Genomic DNA, 14,056 nt, shown 5'->3' with positions numbered 1-14,056 from the left:
TACTAAAAAGAAGGCTTATTATGATATTGGATGAACTGAAGAGTGCCGCCAATAACCCGCTTTATCCGGCGGTTATTCGCCGCACGCTGACCCGCCTCTGCCAGATGGATTTAGCGGCTCTACCCGCTGGGGAATTGGATCTGGAAGGCCGCGAAATCTATCTCAATCACATTATCGGTCAGACTAAGCCCCTGGCTCAGCAACTGCCTGAATTGCACCGTTATTACATTGATTTGCATATTCTGCTGGAAGGAAGCGAAGTGATTGGGGCGGCGCCGGGTACGCAAGGGCAGCGCCCTACTATGGATTTTGATTGCGAGAAAGATTACGGCCTGTTCGAAGGTATCACGCAAGAAACCCTGCTGACGCTGACACCCGGCGATGTGGTGATGCTATTCCCAGGAGAACTTCACCGCCCGATGGGAACCTTAAGCGAACCGGCACCACTGCGTAAACTGGTGATCAAAGTCGCAAATCATTTACTGTAAATTCCAGCAAAAAGGGCGGATAGTCGCCCTTTTGTTTTAACTGCCCCGATGACCGACTTTTCAGCTTTCTGGCTCGATATCCATTGCCCTTGGCTGCTTGTCTTCATTCTTTAGTTTCTCTCTTTTCGCCGCCAGCCATAGCCCGCTGTTCTTCATGGCATAGCCAAATATCAATCCAATTAATAATGAGGCTGAAACTAGCTTCCAATCGCCGCCACCGGCAAAAGTCGCGCAGGCGCCGATAAAGGTTCCAGGTACAAAAGACAGCCATTGCTGGCAGGCCTGAATGCACATTAAAAATGCGACGACGCCGGTCAACAGGTAGCCAAGTATCGTCCACTCTGGCCGTAATGCGCTGCCCTGAATAATCATCATTGCCCAAAAGATGCCGCTAGCGCAGGTCAGCAAACTGATAATCAATCCTTTTATTCCACCCTGTGGGCAGGCGAAATAAGCGGTACAGCCCAAAAAACCCGCCCAACTGAGCAAACCCAAGGTGACAGCAACCCAGCCCCAAATGCCGGAAAGCACGCCGGTAGTGATAGCAATCATCAGGATAATGTTCATCAGGATTCACTCGCGATAAAGTTCGGTTCAATAAACGGGAGGTAGCAATGAGCGCATTTTACCCGAATCGGTGAATTTTATAGCGATTCAAATCACGCTTATTATGGTAACAATGCAATAAAATAAATCATATCGTGACTTGAATCACAAAAAATCACTCATGAGCGAAGAACGCGGCGCGTTTTATCCCCCATGCCAGCAACAAACAAACCGGCGAACTCAGACAGAACAGAAGATTAGCTGCTGATAATAATCCGTGGCGATCTATCATCCATCCCAATGCAACGGGAACCCAGTTAGCGGTGTATGCGATCACATAAAATAACGACAGCAAGGGGGCATGGCTGGCTTTAGGTGAAATTAAATTCACCAACGCGGCACTGCCGACAAAGATGGCGCCAAAGGCGTAGCCGGTCACGACCATGCCGATGCCACCCAAAAGCAATGAATGAAAATACAACGCAGCGGCAAAGGTCATCACCGCAACCGCCTGAGCCAGACAGCCGGTATACAGGGAAATACGGCTAGGAATACTACGGCTGACCAACTGACAGATACCCGCAATCAGCAGATAGACCGCAATCACATAGCCAAATCCGCCTTGCCCCGGTAAATACAACAGTTGCTTTGCAATCGCCGGGCCGATAGCCAGAATACTGGCGGCAACCACCCAAGAGACAAACAGTGCACCGGCGCATAAGAAAAACCGCATTCCCGTAGCGGTGAGACCACTGAGTAAACCGCCGGCAGGTTTCACTGCACCACTGGCCCCGCAAGTTAGCTTTATGTTCTTATGCCGCAAGGCGCGTGTTTCCGGCCAGCCCAATGTGAGTCCTGCCGCTGCCAACGCGGCCATAGCAATAATCAAAATAAAAGGGAGCACCGTAGGATGAAAATGGGTTTGTAACGCTACACCACTAAATATCGGCCCCAAGGCCAACCCAGCGGTAAAAGAAAGCGTGGCAATTAACGCCGCCCGCTTGCCGCCATCCGGCGGACAAAAACGGATCAGCGCCAGGTTCGCCGCACCGGTTAGCGCGCCAGTGCCAATTCCAGCCAGCAATCGCGCCACAAACAGGCGACCAAAAGTATCAGCAATAGCAAACAGCCAGGCTCCAGCCAGTACCGTGACCAGAGCAGGCACAATCATCATTCGAAGGTCCCGAATCTTTCCCGCTAAATTCCCTACCGCCAATAGCGAAATCAATACGCCAGCGGCATAAGCGGCGTACACCATTGTCAAACTGACCGAATTGAGCCCCAGTTGCTGCTGATAGAGCGGGTAAAGCGGCGTTGGCGCGCTGCTATTCAGTAATGCCGCAGTCAGCGCCAACGCCAGAAAGCACAGCACCGGGAAATAACGGGCAGCAGGGGCAACTCCCACAGACATAAATGGCTCCTAAAACGGTGAAACAACAAGGGAATACCTTGTCACAGACAACAAAAGAAGCTCTGGATTATACGCCTGCAAAATTGCATCAAAACAGACATAAATGCATCATCTTGATGCATTTATACATTAAACTTACAGGCATAAACGAACTGATACCGAAAGGAAAAGTTGATGAACTGGGATGACGCACGATTCTTTCTCGCCGTGGCGCGTGCCGGAACTCTGCGCCAGGCAGCGCGTGAGCTACATGTCGATCAGGCTACCGTCGGGCGTAGAATTTCAGCGTTGGAACATGCCTTAAATTCAAAGCTATTTATTCGCACACCAAAACATTTCACTCTTAGCTTATTGGGTGAGCAGCTTCTAACCGATGCTGTTGCTATGGAAAGGGCGGCAGAGGCGATTAATCGTAAAGCGGCCAACGGCGACGACCGGTTACAGGGCACGGTTTCTCTTGTCACCACGGATACGCTGGCCGAAGTATTTGTTCTTCCCGCGTTGAAATTGCTACGTCAGCAGCATCCAGATATCAGTTATAGCGTCGCAACCAGCATTAACATCACCAATATGGCGCATCACGGCGCCGATCTGGCCATTCGCGGCGATAGACCTGAAAATAATGAGTTAATCATTAAGCGGCTGGCGACGATCAATATGGGTTTATATGCCGCCCATGAATATATTGCTGTGCGAGGCGTCCCTCGACCCGGCGAACACTTTCGCGGTCACGATCTCTTGCTGTTCCCTCAACAAGACGTTCCTCGCCACTGGCAAAGTTTATGCGGTGAAACGCTGGTTCAACCCAATGTCGTCTTGCAAAGCAACTCGCAAATATTACTGCGTTCCGCCACGCAAAAAGGGTTAGGCATTGCACTGCTTTCCTGTTTTCTGGCGGATAACGATGAGGATCTGGTACGAATCTGGCCTGAACGGCAGGATCCCGTGGATATCTGGCTGGTTTTACATCCAGACGTACAACGGGCAGCACGCGTGCGTGCGGTGATCAATAGCCTCGAAAACACATTCCATTCTTTATCCGAAAAATAAAGATTGCTGATCAAATACGACCATATTCTGGCATAAGAATATTAATAAACATGATTTAACGTCATTTTATCTCGGCGGTACCTAGGTTTGGCCGCATCGGTTAGCGTGCCCTCTTCTGTCCTGAATTCTCTAGCAGAAAACTCCGTTCGAGGCAGGGCACCTGCCGTACACCCGCCAGCCAACTCTCTGAAACAGAAAAATTAAGAGACTGTTATTTCTCAGCCTTCGGCCATCGGGAAAACCCAATCAGGTTTTAATTTATCGACGAGATGTAGACATTCCCCCCAAAAAGCAAAACCCCTTGCCAGAAATTCGGCAAGGGGTTTTATCTCAGCATGTTAACCCACCGTTTGGCGGATTATTGCCGGACTCAGAACATCGGCTGAGCCATTTGTACCAGCGTAATCAACGGCTGCGGGTAGATACCGAGGAACAGTACCAGAATCGCAGAAATCAACACCACAACGCCACCGGCAGTTAAGGCCCAGTTGCTTGGAGTATCGCGCACCAGTTTCTCCGGTGGGCTGAGGAACAGGCTCACGGTGACGCGTAGGTAGTAATAAAGGCCAATGGCGCTCCCCAGTACTACAGCACCGGTCAGCCACCACAGGTTAGCGCTAACGCCCATCGCAATAACGAAGAACTTACCAATAAAGCCCAGCGTCATCGGGATACCGGCCAGAGACAGCATCATCACCGTCATTACCGCAGACAGAATCGGTTTATGCCAGAACAGACCGCGATAAGAGAACAGGGATTCCGCATCCGGCCCTTTATACGGGCTGGACATCAGGCTAACGACGCCGAAAGCGCCCAGACTGCTGAACAGGTAACCGGCCATGTAAACACCGACGGTTTCCAGCGCCAACTGATGAGTCTGCACCGCCACCAACGCAATCAGCAAGTAACCGAGGTGCGCAATGGAAGAGTAACCCAACAGACGTTTGATATTGCTCTGGCTGATCGCCATCAGGTTACCAAACAGAATAGAGGCAACGGCGATGATCGAGAGTACCAGACGAACCACTTCGCTGTCCGCCGCTGGAGCATACATAAACAGACGCATCACTACGGCGAAGATGGCGATCTTACTGGCAGTAGCCAAGAAGGTGGAAACCGGCGCAGGCGCACCCTGATACACATCTGGCGTCCACAGCTGGAAAGGAACCAGCGACAGTTTGAAGCCCAGACCGACGATCATCATCCCCAAACCGGCCAGAATCAGCGGTTGATGGATAACAGAATCGCTCAGGCTTTTACCCAGACCGGCGAAGGACAGGCTACCGGATTCCGCATACAACAGCGCCATACCGAACAGTAGGAAGGACGATGCGGCCGCAGACAGCAACATATACTTAATACTGGCTTCCAGTGAACGCTTCTGGCGATAGGCATAGCCAATCAGACCAAACAGCGGCAGAGAAACCAGTTCGATACCCAGGAACAGCGAAGCCAAATGATTGGCACTGGCTAACAGAATGCCGCCCAAGGTGGCAATCAGCACCAGTAGGTAGAATTCTTCGCGGTTATCCGGATACCCTGCCAACCACGGATAGGCAAAGGTCGCCGTGGCCAGACTGGCGATAATCACCAGCCCGGTATAGAACATCGCGTAGCCGTCAACCCGCATCAGCGGCGTGACATCCATTGGCTCGACTTGCCCGACGAAATACAGAGACAGCAGCGCCAGGTTAAGCCCGATAACCGTCAGGGTGGCGTTCAGGAAATGATCGCGTCGCCACGCAATGGACAGCATCACAACCACCACCGTCAATCCGACGATCAACAGCGGTAGCATTGCGATCAGTTGTTGAGGAGTTATTGTCATGGCGAATTACGGCCTTGTTGTTATGTTTGGTGAAACTAGTGGTGATGAAGCGTTAAACCACTGCTGTACATTGCTCATCGCCGCATGAGAGGTATCCAGAATCGGTTGCGGGTAAAGGCCCAACAACACCAGTAATACCACCAGCAGCAACACGATCGACAGTTCTCGCAGGCTCATACCCGGCAAGGCTTCTTCCGATTTCGGCGCACCATAGTAAGCGCGCTGCATCATGATTAATGAATAAATCGACGCAAACACCAGCCCAAAGGTAGAGATGATAGTAATCACCGGTACGACCTGGAAGCTGCCAAACAAAATCATAAATTCGCCGACGAAATTACCGGTGCCAGGCATCCCCAGCGTCGCAACCGCGAAGAACAGGGAAAGCGCTGGTAGGTACTTAATCCGTCCCCACAGGCCGCCCATCTGACGCATATCGCGGGTATGCAGACGTTCGTATAATTGACCACAGATGATGAACATACCCGCGGCTGACAGGCCGTGGGCAATCATCTGAATCACTGCGCCCTGATAAGCCAACTGGCTGCCGGTGTAGATGGCAATCAATACAAAGCCCATGTGGGACACGCTGGTGTAAGCGATTAAACGTTTGATATCGGTCTGGCAGAACGCCATCCACGCACCGTAGAAGATACCAATAACACCCAGCCACATAGCGATAGGCGCAAACTCGTGGGAAGCATTCGGGAACAGCGGCAGGCTAAAGCGCAGCAAACCGTAAGCAGCGGTTTTCAACAGAATCCCGGCCAAATCCACCGAACCCGCGGTTGGAGCCTGACTGTGCGCATCCGGCAACCAGCCGTGCAGCGGCACCACCGGCATTTTCACCGCGAAAGCGATGAAGAAACCGAGCATCAACAGATATTCCACACCGTGGGACATCGGCGTTTTCAGTAGATTTTCATAGTTGAAAGTCCAGACGCCGGTGGCTTTGTAATGCACAAATACCAGACCCAGGATAGCAATCAACATGATCAGGCCGCTGGCCTGGGTATAAATGAAGAACTTGGTCGCGGCGGAGATACGCGTTTTACCGTCTGACGCTTTGTGACCCCACAAGGCAATCAGGAAGTACATCGGCACCAACATCATTTCCCAGAAGAAGAAGAACAGGAACATGTCGATGGCGAGGAACACGCCGATGACGCCACCCAGAATCCATAGCAGGTTCAGGTGGAAGAAACCCTGATAGCGCTGAATTTCACGCCACGAACAAAGAATCGCCAGTACGCCCAGCAGGCCGGTCAGCACCACCATCAGCAGTGACAGACCGTCCAGTGCCAAATGGAACTCAATGCCAAAGCGTGGAATCCACGGCAAGGAGAACTCCGACTGCCACTGCGGAATGCCCGCCGGATTAGTCAGTGAATAGCCGCCCTGCAACCACAGTTGCAGGGAAAGTACCAACGTCAGCCCCATCGCGATTAACGCTATCCAGCGCGGTACCTTGGTACCGAAGCGTTCAAACTGCCAGCACAGCAGACCGCCGATAAAGGGGATAAGAATTAGCCAAGGTAATAGCATGGCGTTTTGTGTCCCTAATTAAAGAGCCTATTCAGGCTTCTAAACGAAAAGCAACAGAGCCAGTATGACAACTGCACCCAGACCCATTGAGGCAACGTACCAACGCACCTGACCATTCTCACTGAACGTCAAACCGCGATTACCCAAGCGTGCAATCCATGCCGGCGTATTCATCAGTGAGTTCAGCGGATCGCGCTGTAGCAAGCGTGCAATCCACAGATAAGGTTTTACAAACAGGTTGTGATACAACCAATCGAAGCCCCATGCGTGGAACCACCAGACGGTGAAGAAACGGCCAATCGCGCTTTGCCCGATGCTGTTCACCCACTGACGTTTGCCCAGATACAGTGCCGCAGCCAGCAGAATGCCGATCACCACAATCACCCCGGAGAAGATCTCCAGCGGCATTTTGCCTTCTTCACCTAAATGAAGTTCTGGCAATACGCCCGCCAACGGTGGTGTGATCAACGCGCCGACAAAGGTAGACAGCACCAGCAGCACCAGCAATGGCAGGTTATGAGTCATACCTGTAACCGGATGGGCTTTGGTTTTTTCCTCGCCGTGGAACACGATAAAGATCATGCGGAAGGTATACAGCGCCGTCAGGAACGCCCCCACCAGACCGGCAACCATCAGGTTGATATGGCCGGTAGCCAGTGCGCCCCAGAGGATTTCGTCTTTACTGTAGAAGCCCGCGGTGACGATTGGCAATGCTGCCAGCGCCGCGCCGCCCACCAAGAAGCAGATATAAACCAGAGGGATTTTTTTACGCAGCCCCCCCATTTTGAAGATATTTTGCTCGTGGTGACAAGCCAGAATCACTGAACCGGAGGAGAGGAACAGCAAGGCTTTGAAGAAGGCGTGAGTCATCAGGTGGAAAATGGCTGCATCCCACGCCTGAACGCCCAGCGCCAGGAACATGTAACCGATCTGGCTCATGGTCGAATAAGCCAGAACCCGTTTGATGTCGGTTTGCACCAGCGCCGCAAAGCCCGCCAGTACCAGCGTAACCGCACCGATAATTCCCACCAGATGCAGAACGTCCGGCGCCATCAGGAACAGACCGTGAGTACGAGCAATCAGATACACACCGGCGGTAACCATGGTCGCCGCATGGATCAGCGCGGAAACCGGCGTCGGGCCTGCCATCGCATCGGCCAGCCAGGTTTGCAACGGCAACTGCGCCGATTTACCTACTGCACCGCCCAATAGCATCAAGGTCGCCCAGGTAATGGCGGTGGAGCCCATTTCCAACTGCTGCGGTGCCAGTACCATCAGTTCGCGAATATTCAGCGTACCCAATTCGTTGTAGAGGATGAACAGCGCAAAAGCCAAGAATACGTCACCTACGCGAGTCACGATAAAGGCTTTCATGGCCGCCGCGCCATTCGCCGGATTGGTGTAGTAGAAACCGATCAGCAGGTAACTGCACAGACCCACGCCTTCCCAGCCGAGATACATCAGCAGCAGGTTATCCGCCAATACCAAGACCACCATACTGGCGATAAACAGGTTGGTATAAGCGAAGAAGCGGGAATAGCCTTCTTCCCCACGCATATACCAAGAGGCATACATATGGATGAAGAAGCCCACGCCGGTCACTACCGACAGCATGGTCAGCGACAGGCCGTCCAGCGTCAGGGTCAATGGAATACTGAAGTCGCCAACGGACATCCAGTTCCACAGGGTTTGGTTAAACACCTGAACGCCCGTGGCTTTCTGGCTGAGGAAATCAACCGCAACGTAAGCGGTAACCAGCGCAGCCAGACCAATGGAGCCGACTCCGACGGTGGCGGAAGTATTTTCCGACCAGCGACCGCGGGAGAATGCCAACAGCAGAAAACCAAGCAGTGGCAGCAGAATTGTTAAATATAATAGGTTCATCCGCGCATCTCACTGACTGTATCAATATCCAGAGTATGACGGCGACGATACAGCTGAAGCAGCAATGCCAGGCCAATACTGGCCTCCGCCGCTGCCAGCGTAATCGCCAGGATATACATCACCTGTCCGTCAGCCTGACCCCAATAACTGCCCGCGACCACAAAGGCCAACGCCGCCGCGTTGATCATCACTTCCAAACTGATCAACATAAACAGTAGGTTGCGGCGTATCAGCAACCCAGACAGCCCTAGCACAAACAGAATGGCCGCCAGAATAAGGCCATGTTGTAGAGGGATCATGCTTGTTCCTCCGTTTTTCTTTTCGCTGAATCGCCGCTGCTCAGCACATCACCGGGTTTATGTTCCCGGCCAATGTGGAACGCAACAACCAGACCCGCCAGCAACAGCATTGAAGCCAGCTCAACCGCCAATACGTACGGACCAAACAGGCTGATACCTACGGCTTTTGCGTCAACCATCTCGCCGCTGATACCCTGATCGGATACGCTGCTGATGGCATAAATCAGTACCGATAACAGCACCAGCGCCAGCAAACCGGGGCCAATCCAGACGCTCGGTTTCAGCCAAGCACGTTCTTGCGCATCGACGTTGCCCAGGTTCAGCATCATCACCACGAAGACGAACAGCACCATAATGGCACCGGCGTACACGATGATCTCCAACGCACCGGCGAAATACGCGCCCAGTGAGAAGAACACAGCGGAAATCGCCAGTAGAGAGATAATCAGGTACAACAAGGCGTGTACCGGGTTGGTATGGGTAATGACGCGAATTGTCGCCACTACCGCTACCAATGCTGCTATATAAAATGCAAATTCCATGATCAACGGCTCCTTTAAGGCATCAGACCTTTAACGTCGATCGGTTTGGCTTCATTTTCGGCTTCGCCTTTCTGCTTGCCGTCAATCGCCATACCGGCCATCCGGTAGAAGTTATATTCCGGATATTTACCCGGACCCGAGATCAACAAATCTTCTTTTTCGTAGACCAAATCCTGCCGTTTAAACTCACCCATTTCGAAATCCGGCGTGAGCTGGATAGCGGTCGTTGGGCAAGCTTCTTCACACAGGCCGCAGAAAATGCAGCGGGAGAAGTTGATACGGAAGAATTCCGGATACCAGCGACCATCTTTCTGCTCAGCTTTTTGCAGAGAGATACAGCCCACCGGGCAAGCCACGGCGCACAGATTACAGGCTACGCAGCGCTCTTCGCCGTCCGGATCGCGGGTTAGCACGATACGGCCACGGTAGCGCGGCGGCAGGTAAACCGGCTCTTCCGGATACATTTGGGTTTCACGCTTGTGGAAGGCATGAAGGCCAATCATCCACAGGCTGCGCACTTGGGTGCCGAAACCAACCACTAACTCTTTCAACGTCATGGTTCATTCACCCCTTATTGAGCGTTGTACAAAATGACCGCGGCAGTCGCCAGCAGATTCAGCAGAGTCAACGGCAGGCAAATTTTCCAGCCGAATGACATCACTTGGTCATAACGTGGGCGCGGCAAAGATGCACGGATCAGAATGAACATCACCATGAAGAAAGCCGTTTTCAGCGCAAACCAGATAAATGGCGGCAGGAACGGGCCTTGCCAGCCACCGAAGAACAAGGTGACTATCAGTGCAGAGACGGTCACGATACCGATGTATTCGCCAACGAAGAACAAACCGAACTTCATACCGGAATATTCAATGTGGTAACCATCGGCCAGCTCTTGTTCCGCTTCCGGTTGGTCAAAGGGATGACGGTGACAAACCGCAACGCCCGCAATGGCAAAGGTCACGAAGCCAAAGAACTGCGGGATAACGTTCCAGACGTGTTCCTGAGAGTTAACAATATCCTGCATATTGAACGAGCCTGCCTGCGCTACCACGCCCATCAGCGATAAGCCGAGGAACACTTCGTAGCTCAGGGTTTGTGCTGACGCACGCATCGCCCCTAACAGAGAATATTTGTTATTACTGGACCAGCCGGCGAACAGTACCGCGTACACCGCCAGACCGGCCATCATCAGGAAAAACAGAATGCCGATGTTGAGGTCCGCAACCGCCCAGGTCGGACTGACCGGGACGATAGCGAAAGACAGTAGCAACGAGGTAAAGGCGATAACCGGTGCCAGAGTAAAAATTACCCGGTCTGCGAAGCGCGGTACCCAGTCTTCTTTGAAGAACATTTTGATCATGTCGGCCACCAGCTGCAGTGAGCCGCCCCAACCGACACGGTTTGGTCCGTATCGGTTCTGGAACAGACCCAGCAGGCGGCGCTCGCCGAAGCTCATAAACGCGCCGCAGGTGACAACCACCAACAGAATCACTACCGCTTTCAGGACGGAGATCAGGATCTCGATCAATTCAGGGGTAAACCAGCTCATAGCACCGCCTCCCGCAGGTTCTCAACGCGGGTACCCACCAATATAGGTGGAATGCCCGGTAAGCCAAGCGGCAAGCCGACCTGACCCTGAGCCAAAGTTTCACTCAAACGCACCGGCAGACGCAGCGTCTGACCAGAACAGTTGAACTCGACCAACATACCGAGGTTAACCCCCAGTTGCGCTGCGTCGGATGGATTGACCATCACATAAGGCGCTGGCATACGCTGTTGAATCACCGCTGAACGCTGAGACATTTCTTCGCTACCGAACAGATGGTAGTAAGGTGCCACACGCCAGCCGTCGGCATTTGCCGCAAAGGCTGCCGGTACGCCGGTGAAGTAAGCCAGGCTGCCCTCCCCAGCTTCGATCAGGCGCACGCCCGGATCGCCAAAGCGCAGTTTTCCACCCACTTCAGCCTGGAATTTATTCCACGCCTGCGGTGAGTTCCAACCTGGCGCCCAGGCAAACGGAATTTGCTGACGATCGGCCAATGGACTGTTGTTCCCTTCCATTGAGAAGGCAAACGGCGTATCGATGTCTTGCGGTTGACGCGGTTCGTGCACGCTGATGTTGGCGCGCATCGCAGTACGGCCACTGTAACGGTGCGGTGAACGCGCCAGTTTCTGACCGCGGATACGGAAAGTCGCGTCTGGCGCAGCTTCCACGATACCCTGCAACTGCGGCAATGCTTTGACACAGGCCTGAATCACGTGATCCAGCTGAGTCCAGTCTACGTGGCGGCTAGTGTAGGTCGAATGTAGAGAATGCAGCCAACGCCAGCTTTCCAACATCACCACGTTTTCGTCGTAGTAGCTTGGATCGTAAACCTGGAAGAAACGCTGCGCGCGACCTTCCTGATTCACCAGCGTACCATCGCTTTCAGCAAAGCTGGCCGCAGACAGAATCAAACTGGCTTTATCCATAATAGTGGTGCGCTGATGATCCAACACGATCAGGTTTTCCGCTTTGGCTAACGCCGCGTCAACCTGATCCGCCGCCGCATGACGATAAAGATCGTTTTCCATCACGATTGCGGTATCAGCTTCGCCGCTGGCTAACTGAGCCAACGCCTGATCCAGCGAACCGCCGCCGACCATCGCCAGCCCCATGCTATTAGCTGCTGCCGCGACGAAGGTAATGCCTACGTCAGATCCTCGGCCTTTCAGCGCCTTGGCGATGTTGGCTGCCGCTTCGATGATTGCATCGCTACCCGCGCTGCTACCGGTAATAATCAGCGGTTTTCTCGCGCCGGCCAATGCCTGCACGATGATATCCACTTTACCTTTCAGATCTTTTGACAGGTCTTCCACTGCCGGCGCGGACTCGTCCAGCGCGTGGGCAATAGCAAAGCCCAAACGTGCCTGATCGTCCACTGGCGCACGGTAGTTCCAGGCAGCGATATCATCCATACGGGTGTTATCAACGTTAGTGATAAACAGCGGATGTTTGGCATGCTGGCCAATGTTCATGATCGCGGCGATTTGCCAATCGGCAACTTTTTGCGCAGCGGCCATTTCACGGGCTTTGCCTTTCACAGCCTGACGCACAGACAGCGCAATGCGCGCGCCGGTTTGGGTCAAATCTTCACCCAGAACCAGTACCGCATCATAGCTTTCAATTTCACGCAGCGCCGGAGTGTGGATGCCGCCCTCAGTCAGCACTTTCAGCATCAATTGCAGACGCTGTTGCTCGCCCGCGGCGATGCCGGTGTAATAGTTTTCTGCCCCCACCAGTTCACGCAGCGCAAAGTTGCTTTCCAGACTGGCGCGAGGGGAACCGATACCGATGGTTTTCTTCGCCTGACGCAGGATATCTGCCGCCCCCTGCATGGCCTGTTCGGCGTTGAGAGCGATCCAATCGTTGCCACGGCGTTGCTGCGGCTGACGCGGACGATCTTTCAGGTTGACGTAGCCATAACCAAAGCGGCCACGGTCACACATAAAGTAGTGGTTTACGCTGCCGTTATAGCGGTTTTCGATACGACGCAGTTCGCCATAGCGCTCGCCTGGGCTGGTGTTACAACCGACGCTGCACTGCTGGCAGATGCTTGGGGCAAACTGCATATCCCACTTCCGGTTATAACGCTCGGAGTGGGTTTTATCGGTGAATACGCCGGTCGGGCAAACTTCTACCAGATTACCGGAGAACTCACTTTCTAAGGTGCCGCTTTCGGTACGACCGAAATATACGTTGTCATGCGCGCCATATACGCCGAAATCAGTGCCGTCTGCATAGTCTTTGTAGTAACGCACACAGCGGTAACAGGCGATACAGCGGTTCATTTCGTGGGAAATGAACGGGCCGAGATCCTGATTCTGATGAGTACGTTTACTGAAACGGTACTTACGGAAGCTGTGGCCGGTCATCACCGTCATATCTTGCAGGTGACAGTTACCGCCTTCTTCACAGACCGGACAATCGTGTGGATGGTTAGTCATTAACCATTCAACCACGCTTTCGCGGAACTGCTTTGCTTCGCCGTCATCGATGGAAATAAAGGTGCCATCGGTGGCCGGGGTCATACAGGACATAACCAAACGCCCACGGGTGTCATCGGCGTTTTGGTATTGCTTTACCGCACATTGGCGGCAAGCGCCGACGCTTCCCAGCGCCGGATGCCAGCAAAAATAAGGAATATCGAGTCCCAGGGAGAGACAGGCTTGTAACAGGTTGTCGGCCCCGTTTACATCATATTCTTTGCCGTCTACATGAATCGTAGCCATATCAGCATGCTTCCAAGTGGCTTGCGTCAGAACACATTCAAGGTCTGTTGCGCTCGGTGATACTTCGTCAAAAATCAGCCCGAAATGCTCTTTCTTACTGATTTCTGCCTCGTTTGACCGTCGCTCACGACGACCTTGAAACCGTTCTTTTTACAAGCGTTAATCAAAAAATTCTGACCCTTGCTGCTTAT

Annotated in this window: 12 protein-coding genes; 2 read left to right on the top strand and 10 right to left on the bottom strand. The window is 53.1% G+C overall.

All coding sequences use genetic code 11. From position 1 onward, the window contains the following. Window positions 1-20: 20 nt before the first annotated feature. The gene (locus tag ACQ4OC_RS06340) at window positions 21-488 is read left to right on the top strand and encodes a YhcH/YjgK/YiaL family protein (RefSeq protein ID WP_430971022.1); all 468 of its coding nucleotides are present in this window, start codon (window positions 21-23) and stop codon (window positions 486-488) included. A 60-nt stretch (window positions 489-548) separates the two neighbouring features. On the opposite strand, the gene ACQ4OC_RS06335 is transcribed toward ACQ4OC_RS06340, so the two are convergent. After that, entirely contained in the window at window positions 549-1,055 is a 507-nt protein-coding gene (locus tag ACQ4OC_RS06335) for a DUF1097 domain-containing protein (RefSeq protein ID WP_120805899.1), read from the bottom strand. Between the two features lie 154 nt (window positions 1,056-1,209). Beyond that, window positions 1,210-2,445 carry an MFS transporter gene (locus tag ACQ4OC_RS06330; RefSeq protein WP_064517245.1) on the bottom strand — a complete coding sequence of 412 codons (1,236 nt, stop codon included), beginning with the start codon at window positions 2,443-2,445 and terminating at the stop codon, window positions 1,210-1,212. 171 nt (window positions 2,446-2,616) lie between these two features. Here ACQ4OC_RS06330 and ACQ4OC_RS06325 point away from each other — a divergent pair, with 171 nt between their 5' ends. Beyond that, window positions 2,617-3,495: a LysR family transcriptional regulator gene (locus ACQ4OC_RS06325; protein ID WP_064517239.1), complete on the top strand. Its 879-nt coding sequence runs from the start codon at window positions 2,617-2,619 to the stop codon at window positions 3,493-3,495. Between the two features lie 370 nt (window positions 3,496-3,865). Here ACQ4OC_RS06325 and nuoN read toward each other — a convergent pair whose 3' ends face one another. The 8 genes from nuoN to nuoG are packed head-to-tail and all read right to left on the bottom strand — an operon-like array spanning window position 3,866 to window position 13,865. Then, window positions 3,866-5,323, bottom strand: coding sequence for an NADH-quinone oxidoreductase subunit NuoN (gene nuoN / locus ACQ4OC_RS06320; protein ID WP_049597039.1), 1,458 nt, complete (start codon window positions 5,321-5,323; stop codon window positions 3,866-3,868). A 6-nt stretch (window positions 5,324-5,329) separates the two neighbouring features. Continuing rightward, window positions 5,330-6,868, bottom strand: a complete 1,539-nt coding sequence (nuoM, locus tag ACQ4OC_RS06315) for an NADH-quinone oxidoreductase subunit M (protein WP_064517235.1) — start codon at window positions 6,866-6,868, stop codon at window positions 5,330-5,332. A 39-nt stretch (window positions 6,869-6,907) separates the two neighbouring features. Next, window positions 6,908-8,752, bottom strand: a complete 1,845-nt coding sequence (nuoL, locus tag ACQ4OC_RS06310) for an NADH-quinone oxidoreductase subunit L (RefSeq protein ID WP_064517232.1) — start codon at window positions 8,750-8,752, stop codon at window positions 6,908-6,910. Beyond that, window positions 8,749-9,051: an NADH-quinone oxidoreductase subunit NuoK gene (gene nuoK / locus ACQ4OC_RS06305; RefSeq protein ID WP_038244227.1), complete on the bottom strand. Its 303-nt coding sequence runs from the start codon at window positions 9,049-9,051 to the stop codon at window positions 8,749-8,751. The genes nuoL and nuoK overlap by 4 nt, the downstream gene beginning before the upstream one ends. Further along, a complete protein-coding gene (gene nuoJ / locus ACQ4OC_RS06300) occupies window positions 9,048-9,593 on the bottom strand; it encodes an NADH-quinone oxidoreductase subunit J (protein WP_049597036.1) in 546 nt (181 codons plus the stop codon). The genes nuoK and nuoJ overlap by 4 nt, the downstream gene beginning before the upstream one ends. A gap of 14 nt (window positions 9,594-9,607) precedes the next feature. Continuing rightward, on the bottom strand, window positions 9,608-10,150 hold the full coding sequence (nuoI, locus tag ACQ4OC_RS06295) for an NADH-quinone oxidoreductase subunit NuoI (RefSeq protein ID WP_049597035.1): 543 nt from the start codon (window positions 10,148-10,150) through the stop codon (window positions 9,608-9,610). 14 nt (window positions 10,151-10,164) lie between these two features. Next, window positions 10,165-11,142 carry an NADH-quinone oxidoreductase subunit NuoH gene (gene nuoH, locus ACQ4OC_RS06290; RefSeq protein ID WP_064517229.1) on the bottom strand — a complete coding sequence of 326 codons (978 nt, stop codon included), beginning with the start codon at window positions 11,140-11,142 and terminating at the stop codon, window positions 10,165-10,167. Next, window positions 11,139-13,865, bottom strand: coding sequence for an NADH-quinone oxidoreductase subunit NuoG (nuoG, locus tag ACQ4OC_RS06285; RefSeq protein WP_120805893.1), 2,727 nt, complete (start codon window positions 13,863-13,865; stop codon window positions 11,139-11,141). Before nuoG ends, nuoH begins: the two co-directional genes overlap by 4 nt. Between the last annotated feature and the right edge of the window lie 191 nt (window positions 13,866-14,056).

This window comes from Yersinia sp. J1 (assembly GCF_050586585.1).
GTDB lineage: Bacteria > Pseudomonadota > Gammaproteobacteria > Enterobacterales > Enterobacteriaceae > Yersinia > Yersinia entomophaga.
This window is presented reverse-complemented; position numbering and strand designations above follow the sequence as displayed.

Excerpts from the sequence above, each read along its gene's own strand:
- ACQ4OC_RS06340 (WP_430971022.1), top strand. The coding sequence starts at position 21 with ATGATATTGGATGAACTGAAGAGTGCCGCCAATAACCCGCTTTATCCG.
- ACQ4OC_RS06335 (WP_120805899.1), bottom strand. The coding sequence starts at position 1,055 with ATGAACATTATCCTGATGATTGCTATCACTACCGGCGTGCTTTCCGGC.
- ACQ4OC_RS06330 (WP_064517245.1), bottom strand. The coding sequence starts at position 2,445 with ATGTCTGTGGGAGTTGCCCCTGCTGCCCGTTATTTCCCGGTGCTGTGC.
- nuoN (WP_049597039.1), bottom strand. The coding sequence starts at position 5,323 with ATGACAATAACTCCTCAACAACTGATCGCAATGCTACCGCTGTTGATC.
- nuoM (WP_064517235.1), bottom strand. The coding sequence starts at position 6,868 with ATGCTATTACCTTGGCTAATTCTTATCCCCTTTATCGGCGGTCTGCTG.
- nuoL (WP_064517232.1), bottom strand. The coding sequence starts at position 8,752 with ATGAACCTATTATATTTAACAATTCTGCTGCCACTGCTTGGTTTTCTG.
- nuoK (WP_038244227.1), bottom strand. The coding sequence starts at position 9,051 with ATGATCCCTCTACAACATGGCCTTATTCTGGCGGCCATTCTGTTTGTG.
- nuoJ (WP_049597036.1), bottom strand. The coding sequence starts at position 9,593 with ATGGAATTTGCATTTTATATAGCAGCATTGGTAGCGGTAGTGGCGACA.
- nuoI (WP_049597035.1), bottom strand. The coding sequence starts at position 10,150 with ATGACGTTGAAAGAGTTAGTGGTTGGTTTCGGCACCCAAGTGCGCAGC.
- nuoH (WP_064517229.1), bottom strand. The coding sequence starts at position 11,142 with ATGAGCTGGTTTACCCCTGAATTGATCGAGATCCTGATCTCCGTCCTG.
- nuoG (WP_120805893.1), bottom strand. The coding sequence starts at position 13,865 with ATGGCTACGATTCATGTAGACGGCAAAGAATATGATGTAAACGGGGCC.